Source organism: Bradyrhizobium sp. Arg237L (genome assembly GCF_029990105.1).
GTDB lineage: Bacteria > Pseudomonadota > Alphaproteobacteria > Rhizobiales > Xanthobacteraceae > Bradyrhizobium.
This window is the reverse complement of sequence record NZ_JAQMIL010000021.1, coordinates 1-17,559: the sequence shown is the minus strand read 5'-3', so window position 1 is coordinate 17,559 and position 17,559 is coordinate 1. Positions and strand designations below refer to the sequence as shown.

Below are 17,559 nucleotides of genomic sequence, written 5' to 3'. Positions count from 1 at the left end.
AATTGGCGACGATCTCACTTAGCCTTCACCAAGGCCTACAGGCGGATGCACTGCGTCTCTCACCTGACTAGCCCTAACCTGAGCGCGCGTAGCTGCTCTCAGCTTACGTGACAGAAGAGACAGTTGTTGATCGCGATCGCTTGCTTCAAGCGCGATCTTCTTGCCCCCCGCGAGTTCGTCTCGCGCCTCCTCCAGAAGCCTCTGCAGTTCAGATTTGCCCGCATCGCAACCATCAAATCCTTCGAGTGCTTGCGTCGCTTGCTGAATATCTTCAGCGGCCTTCTGCTCCGCGTTAGCCAACACGGCTTGCGGGGAAGCGGCGAGGATCAGCTCCCAAAACGCATTCGTTTCATCATGGTAGTAGTAGCCGTGCCCCGGATCCCGGCAATTGAGGTCCCGAGCAGCCGGGCCGACGCATCCTCGATAAACACCGGCGTTATTTTCGTCAGGCCTCATAACTACGGTGAATGCGTTGGAACGATGTGCAGGAGAACAGTCCCATTGTTCGCCGGCATTCCAACGCGCACAGACGGCCTCGAAATCTCCCTCCGGTATGGCCCCGCCGGTCCGATAGAGCGCAGTCATGTACTCCAGGTCAATCCGGCCATACCCCGCCATCATTGTGCGATAGTGAAATCTGTTCCGGCCCTCGCTGTTCTTGGTGTTCAGACGTCGGAAGGCGACCCCGCCCGGCTCCGAGTGGATGACAGCAGGATCAAACGTGAACCATCCCCCCGCCAGCGAGTAGCTGTAACCCTGCTTTGGCGCCGCGTTGAGGTGGCCCGACCGCGGACTCAAGGCATTATTGTTGGCATACAGAAACTCGAACGAGTTCCCGAGCGCGTCGTAGGTCGCCTCTCGAACGATCGGATTTGGCGCGTCCGGCGAGCCGCTTCGCGCTTCCAGACTGAACCCATATTTGGCGTCGGCAAACAGACCACCCGCGGTCCCCAGCGAAATTGCAGTATCGCCGACAGGCCAGCCGAGTTGCATATCGCGTGCTTGATCGGCGGTTTCTGCGAATTGAAGGATATGGAAGGTGCTCGGGCCTCTGCGAACGCCATATCCCCATTCACTGAACGGTTCGCCGGTGTTGGCGCCACCATGGTGAATGTAGGCGACCCCCTTGCTGTTCATTCCGGGATGACCTCCCATGAAGAAACGTCCGAGGATCGGTATCGAGCCGTTCGCGGAGAAGGGCGTGTAGATGAAGCTGTTGCCACGGTCGGGAAAGGCGACAATCGTGGCCTGATACGTACAATCGTGATCAGTCGTTGAGGCGGCGACAAGTTTGCCATCAACTGTTGCCGATCCCCAGGCGCATACACCGCTGCACATATCCGCAGCCTCCGCCACTGACTTGTCCGGACCGACCGCAACACCAAGATAGGCAGCAGTGATCCCTTCTTCGTGCGCGTCGGCTTGAGAGAATGCCATCGGTCGCACCTCGGTAGAAAACGGGCGTGTCCCTGTCCAGATAGCAAGAACCTGCTCGTACGTCATCGGGACGCCGGAGAGCGAGGCTCCTTCGGCCCAGCCCGCCGCGAATTCGAGGATCTCCGGCATGTACTTTGCGAGTTCCGCCTCCCACCTTGACATCTCTGCCCTCTCGTCAGCCGAGAAGCTCCTCGTAGCCTGGCGGGCAAAGATCCAGCTGCCATAGATCTCGATGATCTGCTGAGCGTATTGGCGACCCATGTCTCTGTTGGTGCCCTGCAGTACGACGATCGGACATATCGTCGGAACAACGGGCACATCATCGGCAAAGACGATTTCACCTCTCCGCGTTCTGTCCGCCTTCGACTTCTGAAGCGCGATGACTTGCTCGGCGCGGCAGGCCTCGGCGATCTCCTTCGCTCTGGAAATGACATCGTTGAATCCGGAATGCGCTCTCACCAGATCGTCGGCCGCGATCGCCGGAGCGGCGAAATCCAGGTAGGTTCCGTCAATCCTGCCGAACAACCACTTTGCCCGGTGGAGATCTAGAGCGACTTCCTCCAACGCGGCCCGAGCCGCGACATAGACAGGATCGCGCCAATCCCGCTTCACTAACTCACGGTTGGCAAAGTGTATCGCATAGTGCGCTAGCGTGCGTACATTTTGGACGGCTTGGCGATCGATTTCGTTTTCTGTTTTGGGATGGCTCATGATCCTCGTCCACCAGACAATGTATGAAGAACTTCTTGTGATTGCACTTGACGCCCCACGAACTAGGTGCCCGCCGCCGCCCGGTTGGCGCTAGACTCGAAGCCGAAGATCCGCTCGCTATGGTGGCAGGACACGAAGTGTCCGTTCATGATCTCTCGCTCCGCTGGCGAGCTCTCGCGGCAAACGTCCGTGGCGAACGGACAGCGCGTGCTGAAACGACAACCCGGCGGAGGATTCATGGGGCTCGGCAATTCGCCTTCAAGCAGGTAGCGCTTCGGCTCGTCGGCCTTCGCACGGTGAGGTGCGGCCGATAGGAGCGCACGCGTATACGGGTGCCAGGAGTGCGACCAAAGGCTCTCCGCCGGAGCCGTCTCAACGATCTGCCCCAGATACATCACCGCGATTCTATCGGCGATATGTTCGACGACGGCCAGATCATGCGAGATGAAGAGATAAGCGATTCCGAGATCCTGCTGCAGATCAAGCAGGAGATTGATGACCTGGGCCCGTATCGACACATCGAGCGCTGATACCGCTTCATCACAAACGATGATCTTCGGGTTCAGGGCCAGCGCCCGCGCGATACCTATTCTCTGACGTTGTCCACCCGAGAACTCGTGCGGATACCGTTCCGCAGCATCCGCATTGAGCCCAACTCTCTGCAGGAGCGATGCAACCCGATCCCACCTTTCACCGCGACCGCGACCGCCGTGAACGATGAATGGCTCTTCAAGAATGCGGCCGACTTTCGATCGCGGATTGAGGCTCGCATACGGGTCCTGAAAGACCATCTGGATATTTCGCCGCAGCGGCCTCAACGCCTGTTCACCCATTTGCGCGATGTCGAGGCCGTCGAGCAGAATCCGCCCGCTGGTGGGCTCGTAGAGCCGCATCACCGTTCGGCCTACGGTTGATTTTCCGCAGCCGGACTCACCAACCAGGCCAAGCGTCTCTCCGGCGCGAATCGAGAAGGACACGTCGTCGACCGCTCTGAGCGTCCCGCGTCCGTCCGAAAAGTACTTCCGCAGATTCTCGACGGCTAGCAATGGCGGCGAACTCACGTTTCCACTCCGGACAGGTGACATGCTACGACCCTCCCGACACCAAACTGCCGCTCAACGGGTCGTTCGGCGCGACAAATATCCGCGGCGCGTTTACAGCGATCCACGAAGGCGCACCCGCTTGGAAGAGCGTAAAGCGGCGGCACGTTTCCGGCAATTTCGACCAGCCGCTGTCGCGGCTGGCCGATCGCACGCGGCCTCGGAAGAGATGCCAATAATCCTGAAGTGTAGGGATGCGAGGGCCTCGAGAGAATCTCGTCAACACTCCCTGCTTCTGCAATTCGCCCCGCATACATGACGAGAACGCGATCCGCGACTTCCGACACCAGGGCCAGATCATGGGTGATCAGCAATAGCGACATTCCCAGCGTCTTCTGAAGATTGGTCATCAGCTCCATGATCTGGGCCTGGACCGTGACATCGAGCGCAGTCGTCGGCTCATCGGCAATCAGCAACTTTGGCTCGCACGCCAGCGCCATTGCGATCATCACCCGCTGCCGCATGCCGCCTGACAGTCGATGCGGATAGTCGTTGATCCGCCGATGAGGGTCGGCGATCCGGACAAGCTCGAGAAGCTCAATGGCCCTTTTCCGGGTCGCAGCCCTCGACATTCCGGTATGGAGGCGGATGCTCTCCTCGATCTGCTGTCCCACCTCCATCAGCGGATTCAACGAGGTCATCGGCTCCTGAAAGACCATCGACATCCGATTGCCCCGCAGCCCCCGCATGGCTCGTTCGTCGAGCGTTGCGAGATCGTGGCCATCAAAGAGGATATTTCCAGCCGTCACCCGCGCGTCGCGCTTTGGCAGCAATCCCATGATCGTCAGGGCGGTAACCGACTTGCCCGATCCGGACTCTCCCACGAGAGCGAGCGTCTCGCCGCGTCCGACATCGAAGCTGACACCGTCGACGGGCCGAATGACGCCGGCGCGCGTGTTGAACTGAACCACCACGTTCTTGACCCGCAAGATCGTCATATCAGCGATCTCGCAAACGTGGATTGAGAACCTCATTCAGTCCCTCGCCGACGAGATTGATCCCCAGAACCGTGAAGAGAATAATGAGGCCAGGAAACAGCGCGACGTACGGCGCGCTCCTCAGCACGGACCGCCCAGTACCAATCATCATGCCCCAACTGACAACATTTGGATCACCAAGTCCGAGAAACGACAGTGCCGACTCCACCAGGATCGCCGTTGCCGCGATGATCGATGCCATCACCACGATCGGCGGCAGTGCATTCGGAAGCACCTGGGTCATGATTATGCGTCCGCTCCGCATGCCCATCGCTACACAAGCCAGCACAAAATCCTGATTGCGAAGCTTCAGAAACTCCGCTCTCGTCAATCGGGCTATCGCCGGCCACGTCACCAGAGAGATCGAACACACGACGCTGGCAATCGATGGACCGAGGATCGTGACCAGCACCAGCGCGAGCATGATGTTGGGTGTTGTCTGGAACATTTCGGTGATGCGCATCAAGATCGATCCCAGGCGCCCGCCGTGAAACCCCGCCACCGCGCCAATGGCCGTCCCGATGACGGTCGCCCCTAAGCTCGCGACGAGACCGACCAGCAGCGAAATCCTGGCACCATAGAAAAGTCCGGCAAGGATGTCCCTTCCGAGCGGATCGGTGCCGAGAGGAAACTCCATGGTTTCAAAAGGGGCGATATACGCCGCTCCGACGATACCGAGAGGATCGCCTGGAAATAGCAGGCTTGCAGACCCCGCCATGGCGATCACCGCGGAAACAATGAGGAGCCCGGCGACCGAGGTCCGGTTGCGACGATAGCGATCCCAGAATTGCAACATCTCACTCGCCTCACGTCGCGTCTACGCGTGGATCAATCCAGGCGTAGACAAGATCGATGATCACGTTGACGACAACAACCACCATGACGCTCATAAGGAGGATGGCCAGCAGCAGGTTGTAGTCGCGTTGCAGCACGGCGTCATAGGCAAGCCGACCCAGCCCAGGCCAACTAAACACAGTCTCCACCACAATCGCGCCGCCGAACAGCGAGCTCACCTGTATGCCGACCAGAGTGACAACCGGCAGCAGCGCATTGCGGAGCATGTGACGCCAGAGCACGGCGCTCTCCGACAAGCCTTTTGCGCGCGCCGTTCGGACAAAATCGCTTCCAAGCAGTTCGAGCATCGATGTGCGCATCAGCCTAGCGTATACGGCAAGATAGAATAGGCTGAGCGTAATTGCCGGGAGCACAAGGTGATGGGCGACATCCAGAGCGTACCACCATCCTGCCCTGCCCAATCCGATGGTCGCATATCCATCGACTGGAAAGAGCCGCAGCTTGATTGCGAAGGCGACCGTCAACATGAGCCCGACCCAGAAGGTTGGCGTCGCATACAGCAACAGGACTGCAACCGTAACAGCACCATCCTTCCAATTGCGGAAATGGCGCGCCGCCGTTGCGCCCAGAAATACGCCGACGACAAGCGCCAGCAAGATGCTGCTGGCCATGAGCAACACGGTCGGCCCAAGCCTGCTCACGACAACGTCCAGCACGGGCGCGGAGTGTCGATACGACCACCCGAGGTCGAAATGAGCCATCCGCCAGGCGTAGATGGCCAACTGAATCCAGATCGGCTGGTCAAGACCGAGTTCGCGACGGAGTTGATCCTTGAAGGCATCGTCGGCCCCCTGGGCCTCCGTCACGAGCGCATCGACCGTATCGCCCGGTATCAGTCTGATCAGAAAGAAATTCAGAACCAGAACGCCCAAGACCGTTGGTATCGCCTGCACAAGACGGCGCGTGACGAGACGCATCTGCCGGGAAGTGATCGCCTTTTCGAACTGCATCCTTGCGAACGGGAACACCGTCAAGCGCTCAGCCATACGTCCGCCCAGGATTGCAATGGCCACATCGGGCCATTGGAATGATCTCGCACTCTCTTGCTGAAGATGTTGTAGCTCTCGTATTCGACGAGCGGAATCAGTGGAAGATCACGCACGGCGAGCTTCTGAAACTCTCGCATTGCTGCACGTCGCCTCTCCGGATCAATTGCGGTGCGCGCATCCTCGATCACCAGATCCATCTCCTCGTTGCGATAGTCTGTCGCGTTGGTCTGGAATCGGCCTTTGCTGATTCCTTTGGACCAGAAGTAGTTCAGATTGGAGATCTGGGGATCAACCAGCGTGCTGAGAACCTGAACGGTCAGATCGAAGTTGTAATCGTTGTAGATCCTCTGATTGTAGGTGACTCCGTCCGACCTTCGAATGTTGGTCCCAACTCCAATTTGACCGAACGCCTGCTTGAGATATTCGGCCACTGTGGCAAGCGCCGGCGAGAATGGATTGGGGTCGATGTTGAGCGCAAAACGCACTCCACCTTGCGCCCTTGGATAACCGGCTTCGTCGAGAAGCTGGTTTGCCGCCGCAACGTCGAATCTCAGTTCCGGGAGCCCAGCGTCAAAAAGCGCACTCGATGACCGGAGCGGTCCTCGGGCCGGATGCGCCGTCTTCTCCAGGATCGTATCGCAGATGAAGCGTCGATTAATTGCCAGGCTGAGCGCCTGTCGTACCCGCACGTCGGCTAATTCCTTGCGGCGAAGATTGACCTCCATCGCAAAGGTTCCGCTGGTCCCGAGCGTTCCTGCGGCATCGAGTTCGATATAGGGCAGCTTTGCGAACCGTTTGATATCCGCAACACCCACGGGACTATAGGTTCCGACATCGGCCTCCTCGGCCTCGAATGCCGCTGCTCGCGCAGCAGCATCAGGGACGACCTTGAAGACGATCTGTTCGACTAAGGGCCTGCCCGGCGCCCAATAAACAGGATTTCGCTCGAGCAGGATATAGTTACCCTTGCTCCACTCCTTGAAACGAAATGGTCCCGATCCAACGGGATTGCTATTCGTCCGCGGATTCCTGCGAATTTCTCCTCCTTCATAGATGTGCTTCGGCGCCACTGAACCGAAAGCTGCGAGCATGCCGAGGAATGGAAACGGCGGCGCAGGCTGATCGAGCCTGAAAATGACAGTTCTGGGATCCGGTGTTTCGGCCGCAATTACGTTCGAAAAAATGACGCGGCCAAAGGTGTTCTCCTTCATCCAGAGCCGAAGCATCGAAAATGCAACATCTTCCGACGTCAGAGGCCGGTCGTCATGAAAACGCACGCGGTCGCGCAAATGGAACGTGTACTCCTTGCCGTCGGCCGATCCGGCCCAGGACTCGGCAAGGACTCCATCAAATCCGCCATCAGTTCGGATACGGAGCAGCGTTTCGAAGATCTTCGACCCGACAATCATGGGCGACCCGCCGGGCTCGATCGGAGCGAAGACGCTGGAAGGCTCCGAGTTCAAGACCACCCGCAGCGTTCCGCCTGCCCTCGGCTGAGCGGATTGACCGGTCTCACCTGCATAGGCACCCGGCATCATCGACAAACCTGCAATCGTCAACAGCGACCGTCTTGAAATCATGACTTGGCTCCCTACCCCCTAGCCTGACTCTCATCCAAAATTCCCGAGTACTCAGTCTCCGGACTTTCCTCACGCAGTAGACGATGGCGAGAGATGCCGGCGCAAGAACTCGTGCATCTCGTTTCGCATGATCGGCGTCGTTACGGCGCTGACCTGGTGACTTTCCTGGGGAAAGATCCTGAGAGTGACATCCACGCCAGCATCCCTGAGCCGATCGGCATAGGCTTTGCTTTCGTCTCTCAAGACGTCCCACTCGCCCACATAGATATAAGCGGGCGCAACGCCACGTACGGAAGGCGCCAGGATCGGCGACGCCCGCCAGTCCCATCGATGCTCCATGTCTTTCAAATAGAGTTCGATGACATACGCGTCATCGTCATGGCTGAGCGTGTAGCCGTCGCCATTCTCGACATGCGATTTATAGTCGCAACGGCAATCAAAGACCGTGGCCGCCAAGTATTGTGCTGCAATTTTCGGCGCGCCAGCGTCCCGCGCCATCAAGGCAAGGACTGCGGCGAAACTGCCGCCAGTGCACGCACCGCCGATCCCTATCCTGTCCGGATCGCCACCAATTTTTCTGGCGTTGTCTCCAACCCACTGTGTCACGGCCCAGCAGTCGTACAGGCCTGTCGGGAACGTGTGCTCGGGCGGAAGCCGAAAATCCGGCGCGACCACGATGCAGCCCGTTTCCTGTGCGATCGAGGTATTTTGGTTGATCAGCGTATCGAGGCCGCCAAGCATGATGTAGCCGCCGGCGTGAATATGGATATAGATTCCTTTCGGCTCGGCCCCACCCTTTGGATTGTAGATCCTGGTCGGAACTGGACCATTGGGACCCGGAATGCTCACGTCGTAAAACGGGACACTCGGATCGGCAGTCGGCGGCCCCTGCAGACTCGCGTTGCGAGCCCGCATGTCGGCTACCGTCATCTGCCGCAGCGGCGGCCGCCTGTTTTCGTATTGGGCACGCCTGACTGGATCAAGCGAAGCGATCCGCTCCAGCCTCAACTCTTCATAGTTCACGGCCATCTCTATCCCTCAGCTGATACTGCCCTCGTGGCGAGGTCCGGCCCATTCATCGCCAGCATCGCCGTCGAAAGCGCAAGATAGGTGCGCGACCCTCTGGTGAGGGATCACGCGGTTACAGGACTACGATCAAAGGGGGCGATTGGTGCCGATGACCCGCACTTCCTCTCTGCCGAACTCAGCGATCTCACCATTCATTCCGCCGGTAAACAGTCCGTACCAGACCGCCGGCTTCATGTTCATCGCCTTACGATTTAGGATGATCTCCGTGGGCGAGCTTATCCTGTAATAGCCCCTGTCCGATTTTGAGACCGTGAAGTCTGAATTCTTCCTGGCCGTTTCGACAATCGGCAGGAACTCCTTGACGTCGAGCACATACAGAACGACCATCTCACCGTTCTCCGATCAGTTCTTCAACAAGCTTCGCCTTGCGACGCCAGACCGTATCGATGTCCCGAAGGCGGTCTCCCTTGGCCCTCAATTCATCTTCAACCTGCATCGCAGCCTCGAGTGTCAGCTTGGCATCAAGTTCGTCGATGACCTCGATGTCGCGCAAACGAAGCGTGATCTCGATCGGATATCCGTTTGGGTCACGGAAGTAGATCGACTCCAGGATCTCGTGGCGCGTGTAGGGCGAAACCGTAAGGCCGCGCGCTTCGAGAGTGGTTTTCCAGCGTTGCAGTTCTTCGGCGGTGGGTACACTCCACGCTGTATGCGTTGCCGAATAGAAGTGATGATCCTCCGGCATGTATTTTTCGGTACGGTCCGATCCGATGTAATAGAAGAAGGCGATCGTCGCGCCTTTGCCCGCATCGAAGAAGAAGTGCAGGAAATCAGGGTGCCCCGGATGGCCCCAGCCGCGGGCGCTGATCGTATGAACCAGCGGCAGACCGAGAATATCTCGATAGAACTCGATGGTTTCCCGGAGCTTCCAGGTTGGCCGGGCGGTGTGATCCACCCCGTCCAGGCGCAGTTGGACGGAATCGCCGCTCGCCCTCTTCAAGCTCCCAATATCGACCTCCCGGGTTCGGTACTCCCGCTTGGTCGCGTAGGGGCTCTCCGATCTCGCCTCTTGGTGCAAAGTTTCCTGCATCTTGGTTCTCCATCCTGGTTTGTTCGCGCGGCTCGCGCCGCTGGGCAGACACCGCCTGATCAACGCAACCGGCCTGCCACCGTTTCACGCATTTCACTGGTCGATCCGCCCCCGTCGCTTCCTCCCGAATGAGGACACTCAGAGGTCAATCAGGCGACGTGCTGCGCGGCCTTCCTGCCAAGTGCTCCCTCGCTGAGGTTTGCGGAAGACAGGAAGAAGCCCGCATCAGGAGCCACCGGCTCAAGCTGAACGGCGCTGAGCATCTTGCGGGCCGTGCAGATCGCAGCTGACGTCACGGGCAGCCCGAGCCGATCTTCGGCACGCTGAATGGCCTTGAGAGACGGCATTTGAACGCAAGCGGACAGCACGACAGCGTCGACTCCTCCAATATCGAGCCTCGCTACGTCATCGATAAGCAGATCCGGATCGCGGCGACCGACGGCGACGTTGTCATCAATCGACAGCGCAATCGAGTCCTTCACGACGATACCCTCGTTTCGGATGTAATTGACGACAAGGTCGGTCAGCAGTTTGACATAGGGCGTTACGACGGATATCGAACGCACACCGCTGCGCTTGAGTTCGTCCACGAGAGCTCCGGCCGAGGTAACGACCGGAACGTCGCGGCCTTCGCGTTTGAGAACATCATGAAGCTGGGCTTCGGATTTTCTGTGATACCCGGCGCCCATCGACATGATGGCCACCAGGCAGGCATAGCCGACGACATCCACGGGCGCGTCGGCCAATTCAGCGGCACACCTGATACTGTCTCGGTCCATGGCTTCCAATTCCGCCTTGACGACCTTCTTCATCCGCATCCGACTGGAATGGAAGGTAAACGTAGCGTCACGCATTCCCGCCGATTCCCGGGCACGAAGAAGCGCCGGAATTTCGGTTTCCATGGTCGTGTTCGAGCTCGGCACGATCTGACCGATCCGGACTACTCGTTTGGGCACTGATCTCACCTCACCGGGCTCATCGTCAAACAAAGCGCTTCTCTTCCAGCCAATCGCGGATACTTTGACCGGCGACCAGCTGACCGTTGGGCGCGCCTTCCGCGATCGGACGACCATGGTGGTTGCCATGGATACGGCGGCGGATCTTGTCCGCAGATCCGATCGCCTCGAAGATTGCGTCAGCATCTTTCGGAAAGACGCTGTTATCACCGGTGTATTCGATCATCAGCGTTGGCACCCGGATCGAAGGTGCGCAATCCTCCATTCCGGCATTTGAAGAGAGAGCCGACCAGTTGGAAAGCCAGCCTTCCGGCGTGCAAACCCGACCGAAGCCGACGCTCCCGTAGTTGGAAGCGATGGGATTTGCTCCCCAGAGCGAGCCATAAGCCCGGTCCGACGGATCCAACGACAGATCGAAACAACGTGGATCGGCGTCGGTCCGCCAGACCTCGAAGATCGGCGAATAAGCCGCCATGATCGCATCGTCACGATTGCGGGCTCCCTTGAGACGCTGCCGCGCCTCCGCCTTTCGGGCCACCAGCGCCTTCGCCTTTGCGTCGATCCTTTCAACGCGCAACTTTTGCGCGGCCCGATACTGAACGAGAAATCCGGAATCATAGCTCGAGCTCTCCGGCGGCTTCCGGAAGCCGTTCGATGCCTCGAACGCCGACAACCCTCTCTCGACGTGAAGCGGATCCGCCTCATCGACCACCGAAGGGTCGATGACGTTCATCATCAGCCGCCCCTGCCCCAAATGCGCCGAGACAAATATGATGCCGTCGGCGACGGGCAGCTCGGCATGATCGAGACCAGTTGGCCTTCCGCCCGGCGATACCTGGATCCGCTGCGCGGCAGGAAGCTCCGCCTGCCGACAGTAGAACGCCGCCAGAGGCCCTCCTCCGGAGGTCCCCTGCAGAACACGTTGCTGGAAACCCTTTATGTCGCGCAGGAACAACTGCCCCGTCGCCAGATCGAGCAATGCCGTCTCGTGCTCGAGACGAAGATCGTTTCCGACAGTTCGAGGTCCCTGAATCCAGACGGCGCAGCCCCCTTTCAGGATTTCGGGAACCAGATAGCTCGTGACGATCATTTCGCGAGGATGCATGCTGCAGACAACCGTGCGCTCGCCGCCCCGAGCAAAGAGATAACCGGTGACAGATGCGCCATCCGCTGTTCGCAAAGAATGGACAGTCAGCCGCACCCCCTCCGGCAACGCGTCGTCGCTCCACTGGGTAGCCCGAAGGCCCGCTGTCGTTGTCGCGACCTTCAAGGCAACGCGCGAACCATCCACCATGCAGATTTCTCCTCCCCTGCGATCTTTTTCTGGTTATGAAGCGGCTACTTCGTCATGTCAAACTATTTTTCGACATTAGTGTCGAAATTTGATTGACATCAATGCACGTTCTGTGGTCGAGCTTCCTGGCGACTATTCTGCGAGCCAAAATTCAATCAAAGCGGGAGGCATCATTGGAGAGAGTTGGAGTTCGCCACGCGATTCCGGGCGTTGTTTATCAACCGCCTGGGCGGCTTCAAGAATATGTCAACGCGGGTGTTCTCACCGCAGAGACCCTTGTTTCTGCTTTTGCCGAGACCGTAAGGGCGCACCCGAACCGGCCCGCCCTCTCCGAGACCGATTGGTGCTGCACCTACTCCGAGCTCGACGTCGTCACCGACAAGGCTGCTTCGGCCTTCCTCCGCCTGGGTCTCGAGCCCCTTGATCGGGTTCTGTTTCAGTTGCCGAACTCGAAAGAGCTGGTGATCGCAGTCATCGCCTGCCTCAAGGCCGGCCTGATCCCGGTCTGCACGCTCGCGGCTCACCGCCAGATCGAGATTGGCTATCTCGGACGGCACGCCTCCGCGCGCGCTCACATTGTGCCCGGGCAAGATCCGCGGTTTGATTTCATCTCCTTTGCCGAAGAGATGCGGCAGCAGATTCCCTCCCTGCAGTTCACGATCGCGACCAAGGGAAGTGCGGCATCGTTGAACGGCCGTGCTCACGCGTTTCAGGATTTGATCGATCGTGAAGACGCGGCCGAGGCGAAGGCCCGGATCAGCTCGATTCAGCACGATCCCTTTCAAGTGGCATTCTTCCAGCTCTCCGGCGGCACTACGGATGTGCCGAAGATCATTCCTCGTTTTCACAACGAGTATCTCTACACACTGAGAACCGTCGTCGACTTTCATGGGTTCGACGAGACACTGGTTGCGTTTACGCCGAACCCGATGATGCACAATGCGCCGATGGCGTGTGTCTGGGGCCCCGCGATCTTTTTCGGTGGCGAGGTCGCGATCGCCGGCAGTCTCGAACCTTCCGTAATTGGGCCTCTCCTCGCACAAAGAAAACCCAACTGGCTGATCGTTCCTCCGGTCGTGCTGTTCCGCCTGAAGGAGGCTGGCTGGTTCGATCGGCTGGACTTTTCGAAAGTCAAAGGCTTTTCGGTGACGTCCGGCGTGGAGAGGTTTCGTACATTTGTCGGTGGTGCGCCGGCTTGGCCGCTGTTCGGCATGACCGAGGGCCTATTGGCGTACTGCAACGCATCCGACCCGATCGAAGCGAGGCATTCCACGGTGGGGCGCCCACTCTCGCCTTTCGATGAGGTCAAGATACTTCAGCCGGGCACGGAGCGAGACCTTCCTGATGGCGAGATCGGCGAGCTTGCGATCAGGGGCCCCTGCACGATAGCCGGATATTTCGATGCCGAGGAACGCAACAAGGTTGCGTTCACCAGCGAGGGATTCTACCGCTCCGGCGATCTGATGCGCATCAAGATCATCGACGGAAAGCGATATCTCGTATTTGAAGGCCGCCTGAAAGACGTCGTCTCCCGCGGAGGCGAGAAGATCAACTGCGAAGAAGTCGAACGCATCGCGATCAACCACCCCACGATTAGCGCGATAGCCGTGGTAGCCATGCCCGATCGAACCTATGGCGAGCGCGCTTGCGCATTCGTCATAACGTCGCCCGGTGCGACTATCACGGTCTCGGAGTTGGGCGCATTTCTCGGGAAGCAGGGTCTGGCCAAGTTCAAGTGGCCCGAGCGGATCGAGATCGTGTCGGAGTTTCCGCTCACGTCCTCGGGCAAGCTCTCCAAGCCGAAACTTCGGGAACGCATCGTCGATACCATTCAGAAGGAAGAGGCCACGCTGCCGCCTCCACCCCTCAAGACGCTCTAAGAACAGCGGAGTTCAGATCGACCATGAGAATTGCGGTTGTTGGCGGGGGCCCCGCCGGCCTCTATTTTTCGCGCCTTGTGAAGCTGCATTTGCCAGTCCATGAGGTCGACGTATTCGAACAGAACTCTTCCGACGCGACCTGGGGTTTCGGTGTCGGATTGGGAGGCAAGGCGCGCGACCGCATTAGGGCCGCTGATCCGGAGGTGCATGACAAGATCTCCGGCGCGATGATTTTCAACAGAGAGCAGCGTATCCATCTCAATGGCACCGACATCCTACTGGAGTATTCCAGCGAAGGCGGCGCGATCGAGCGTCTTGACCTGTTGAAGATCCTGCGGGCCGCCTGTTCCGATGTCGGTGTCGACATCCGGCACAATTGCAAGATCGAGGCCCTCGATCAGTTCAACTCCTATGATCTAATAGTCGGGGCCGACGGCGTAAATTCGCTTGTACGGCGGCTGAATGAAGAAGCCTTCGGAACCGAGGCCTACACGCTCACCAACCATTTCGCCTGGTATGGTGTCGGGCGTGCAATGCAGCCTGGAAGCCTGATCTTTCGAACCGCAGCCGGCGGCCGGTTTGTCGGACACTACTATCCGTATACGCCTCGCATGAGCACCTTCGTCGCCGAGTGCGACGCGGCGACTTGGAGGTCTGTGGGTCTCGCCGGCATGAGCGACGACGAACGTCGGAAGTTCATGGAGACGGTGTTCGCGCCGGAGTTGATGGGTGATCCGTTGATCGACAATCGGTCGATCTGGCGCAATTTTCCAGTGGTGACAAACAAGGTCTGGTCGGTCGGCAATATAGTTCTGATCGGCGACGCGCTCATGAGCGCGCATTTCTCGATCGGATCAGGGACCCGCTTGGCCATGGACGATGCCGCCGCCCTGTTCGAAGCGATTCAGCAGACGGATGACGTCGCCGCTGCTTTGGTAAGATTTGACGGAATCCGGCGGCCTTGGCGCGAGCAGTTCGGCGAAGCCGCCAAAAGGAGCTTCAGTTGGTACGAACGGCTTGAAGAGATCATGGGTCAGGAGCTGATTGACTTTGCGTATGACTTCCTGACTCGAACGGGCCGGGTCGACGATGTGCGCCTAGCGCAATACACTCCGGAGTTCTTCAGAATGTACAAGAAAGCGAAAGGCGCTGGCTTGCGGCCATAGAACCCGCAACGGAATGAGTAGCTCGCTGGACCCGCGCCGTTGCCCCAAGGCCTGCGCCTTGGCTCCGCGTCACCGTTTCATACCGGTCGTCCGCCGGGAATATTGCTGACGTTCTCCAAGCTCTCGCAGGAATTGCGAGGACAGCATCTGCAGTTCGAAGGCTGACAATCATGGAAGCTCGTTACGCGCCGAAAGTTCGCGATATTTCGGTTGAATCGATAGCTGGTCACGTTAATAACGCCACATGAGCACAAAGAAAGAGCCAACCACGCCCAGGAAGGAATTGGTCCGCGAGGAACTCCTTACGAAAGCTGCTGATGTTTTTGAGAGGAAGGGCTACGCCCAGACCACCATCCAGGATGTCGCCCAAGCGCTGGAATTGAGCCGGTCAGCGCTATATCACTACTTTAAGAGCAAGGATGAGATCCTTGAAGCGCTTGTGCTGGAGCACACTGCACATGCGGCCGAACAAATGGAGCGGCGCCTCGCCAAACGCGACGGCTCCCCAAGCGACCAGCTTCGCGAGCTGCTGTCCAATTCGATCAACGGCCGGATGACGGGGGGAGCGAGGCTGCGCGTATTGGATCAACTCGCTGCTGAGATGCCCTCCGACATCAAACAGAAGTTTGATCAGGGAAGACGCAGGGTTCTGGACTTATATACCAGGTTGATCCAGAAGGGCATCGACGCCGGTGAACTTCGTCCGGTTGACGCCCGAACTGCCGCCCTGGCCATCTTGGGAATCGCAAGCTGGACGTCATGGTGGTACTCTCCGACTGGGAGGAAATCTCCTGAGGAGTTAGCGTCGGTCTTGATCGATATCGCTTTTCACGGAATCACTCGGCCGCAAGGCATCGATGAAGTCGGACAAACCCCGAGGGAACTGCTACGCTCACTCAAGCGCGACATTGCGCAACTCGAACAGCTGATCAAAACGTCCTGAGTTTCCCAGCCTCTCCGTATTGCCCCCGATACCTGCGAGGCTTCGAATGTGTCTCAACATTGGCGTTCCGCGAAGGGCCACCAAAATTGCGGCGCCGTTCAGGATAAAAGGTCTCGCATTTCAAGGACCATTCCCGAGGTGAGATGGATCGAAGTCGTGCGAGCGAGAGGATGCGTCTAGAATGGGGCTTGCCCGCTCGTACCAAATCGTATTGGCAGTTCGGGAACGTGATCATGAAGCGGTCGAACGGCTTCCGCGGCGGCTTGTCGAGCGCCATTGCCAAAGTGAGAAGATCAGCTATCTGAGGCAAAGCGGCCCGCATCAGTTGACGCGAATGCGAATTTGACGCCTCAGCCTAGATTCGTAGAGCAGACGATGCACCGCGTCTTTCAGAAATTCGTTGACAATCTGTTGGCCGCGGACAACGCCGACGCATTCGCCAAGACTATGGCGGTCACTGCGACCGCGCTCGATCTGCCTTGCTTTGCATATTTGGCCCCACCGTACAGACTCGGCGGGAAACCGCTTATAATTTCAAGCTATCCTACCAATTGGGTCACACACTATATGCGCAACCGCTATGAGCGCGTGGATCCTATCATAGCGCAATCACGAGAGACCGCAGAACCATTCCGATGGGGTTTGGACTTCACATCAACTCAACTCTCCCGGACGCAACAAGAATTCCTCGGCGAAGCCTCCGAGTTCGGGATTCGTCTGGGTTTCACCGTTCCCATTCACGATGAGCACGGTACCGTCGCCGCGCTAACCTTTGCCACTGATCAAAGGCGGGCCGCGTTTGAAAAGTGCATCGGCGTCCATGCCCACGTTATTCAGCTTATGGCGGTGTACTTCCAGGCGCATATCCGCCGCAGACTCACTCACGAGGCGGCAATCGATGGAATTATTCTCTCTCCGCGCGAACTCCAATGTCTGGAGTGGGCGTCACAAGGCAAGAGCGCCTGGGAAATTGGACAGATTCTCGGGATTTCCAGAAACACGGTGGCCTTCTATTTGAATAATGCAAAGGAAAAACTAGGTGTTCGGACGGTCGTGCAAGCGGTGAGGCGTCTGGCCGCTGCAAACAAAGAAAAGCAAAATTAGGACGCGAACCCCCTACAACTATAGGTAATGAATCGGATCGACAATCCAGCTTCAAAGGAGGTCATGAACAATCTTGGAGGGATCATGATTCAGTTGATCACACCACCTTCGTATGGGGAGTTTTCCAGCACTCTCGTAGAAATGCACCGGTTGCGGCATCGTGTTTTCAAGCTTCGCATGTCGTGGGACGTTCATACCAGCGGCGATATGGAAATTGATGATTTTGACGCACTGCATCCGGCCTACCTGACGCAAATGTCTGATAACGGCCAAGTGCAGGGTTCTGTTCGCCTCCTACCAACTCTTGGTCCGACCATGCTTCGCGACACTTTTCCTGCTGTGTGTACCGAAAACTCTATCCGAGTTGATGACGTGATGGAATCGCCTAAGCTGGCGGAATGATCGGGCTGCTCTGTTTCGTTCTGGCCGTCCTCGCCTCGCCGTTCAA

Annotated in this window: 16 protein-coding genes; 5 read left to right on the top strand and 11 right to left on the bottom strand. The window is 58.3% G+C overall.

Translation table 11 applies throughout. The features are described from left to right. Nucleotides 1–18 precede the first annotated feature (18 nt). The 11 genes from OZ411_RS15050 to OZ411_RS15000 form a co-directional block, all read right to left on the bottom strand. On the bottom strand, nt 19–2,148 hold the full coding sequence (locus OZ411_RS15050) for a hypothetical protein (RefSeq protein ID WP_282528602.1): 2,130 nt from the start codon (nt 2,146–2,148) through the stop codon (nt 19–21). Nucleotides 2,149–2,210: 62 nt separating this feature from the next. After that, nucleotides 2,211–3,233 carry a dipeptide ABC transporter ATP-binding protein gene (locus OZ411_RS15045; protein WP_282528601.1) on the bottom strand — a complete coding sequence of 341 codons (1,023 nt, stop codon included), beginning with the start codon at nt 3,231–3,233 and terminating at the stop codon, nt 2,211–2,213. Further along, nucleotides 3,206–4,186, bottom strand: a complete 981-nt coding sequence (locus tag OZ411_RS15040; protein WP_282528600.1) for an ABC transporter ATP-binding protein — start codon at nt 4,184–4,186, stop codon at nt 3,206–3,208. Before OZ411_RS15040 ends, OZ411_RS15045 begins: the two co-directional genes overlap by 28 nt. 1 nt (nt 4,187) lies before the next feature. Next, complete coding sequence (locus OZ411_RS15035) at nt 4,188–5,021, bottom strand: ABC transporter permease (RefSeq protein ID WP_282528599.1); 834 nt, start codon at nt 5,019–5,021, stop codon at nt 4,188–4,190. A 10-nt stretch (nt 5,022–5,031) separates the two neighbouring features. Continuing rightward, nucleotides 5,032–5,997, bottom strand: a complete 966-nt coding sequence (locus OZ411_RS15030) for an ABC transporter permease (RefSeq protein WP_282528678.1) — start codon at nt 5,995–5,997, stop codon at nt 5,032–5,034. Nucleotides 5,998–6,050: 53 nt separating this feature from the next. Further along, a complete protein-coding gene (locus OZ411_RS15025; protein WP_282528598.1) occupies nt 6,051–7,607 on the bottom strand; it encodes an ABC transporter substrate-binding protein in 1,557 nt (518 codons plus the stop codon). A gap of 111 nt (nt 7,608–7,718) precedes the next feature. Then, the gene (locus tag OZ411_RS15020; protein WP_282528597.1) at nt 7,719–8,678 is read right to left on the bottom strand and encodes an alpha/beta hydrolase; all 960 of its coding nucleotides are present in this window, start codon (nt 8,676–8,678) and stop codon (nt 7,719–7,721) included. Between the two features lie 126 nt (nt 8,679–8,804). After that, nucleotides 8,805–9,065, bottom strand: coding sequence for a hypothetical protein (locus OZ411_RS15015; RefSeq protein ID WP_282528596.1), 261 nt, complete (start codon nt 9,063–9,065; stop codon nt 8,805–8,807). A 1-nt stretch (nt 9,066) separates the two neighbouring features. Continuing rightward, a complete protein-coding gene (locus OZ411_RS15010; RefSeq protein ID WP_282528595.1) occupies nt 9,067–9,768 on the bottom strand; it encodes a VOC family protein in 702 nt (233 codons plus the stop codon). Between the two features lie 149 nt (nt 9,769–9,917). After that, nucleotides 9,918–10,670 (bottom strand): Asp/Glu racemase, encoded by a 753-nt coding sequence (locus OZ411_RS15005; protein ID WP_282528594.1) that lies wholly within the window; start codon nt 10,668–10,670, stop codon nt 9,918–9,920. Between the two features lie 79 nt (nt 10,671–10,749). Then, complete coding sequence (locus tag OZ411_RS15000) at nt 10,750–12,018, bottom strand: hypothetical protein (protein WP_282528593.1); 1,269 nt, start codon at nt 12,016–12,018, stop codon at nt 10,750–10,752. A 173-nt stretch (nt 12,019–12,191) separates the two neighbouring features. Here OZ411_RS15000 and OZ411_RS14995 point away from each other — a divergent pair, with 173 nt between their 5' ends. The 5 genes from OZ411_RS14995 (at nt 12,192) to OZ411_RS14975 (ending at nt 17,513) form a co-directional block, all read left to right on the top strand. Next, complete coding sequence (locus OZ411_RS14995) at nt 12,192–13,898, top strand: AMP-binding protein (RefSeq protein WP_282528592.1); 1,707 nt, start codon at nt 12,192–12,194, stop codon at nt 13,896–13,898. A 203-nt stretch (nt 13,899–14,101) separates the two neighbouring features. Continuing rightward, complete coding sequence (locus tag OZ411_RS14990) at nt 14,102–15,064, top strand: FAD-dependent monooxygenase (RefSeq protein ID WP_282528591.1); 963 nt, start codon at nt 14,102–14,104, stop codon at nt 15,062–15,064. A gap of 244 nt (nt 15,065–15,308) precedes the next feature. Next, a complete protein-coding gene (locus tag OZ411_RS14985) occupies nt 15,309–16,007 on the top strand; it encodes a TetR/AcrR family transcriptional regulator (protein ID WP_282528590.1) in 699 nt (232 codons plus the stop codon). 375 nt (nt 16,008–16,382) lie between these two features. Beyond that, nucleotides 16,383–17,111: a LuxR family transcriptional regulator gene (locus tag OZ411_RS14980; RefSeq protein WP_282528589.1), complete on the top strand. Its 729-nt coding sequence runs from the start codon at nt 16,383–16,385 to the stop codon at nt 17,109–17,111. Between the two features lie 84 nt (nt 17,112–17,195). Further along, nucleotides 17,196–17,513 (top strand): acyl-homoserine-lactone synthase, encoded by a 318-nt coding sequence (locus tag OZ411_RS14975; protein ID WP_282528588.1) that lies wholly within the window; start codon nt 17,196–17,198, stop codon nt 17,511–17,513. Nucleotides 17,514–17,559 lie beyond the last annotated feature (46 nt).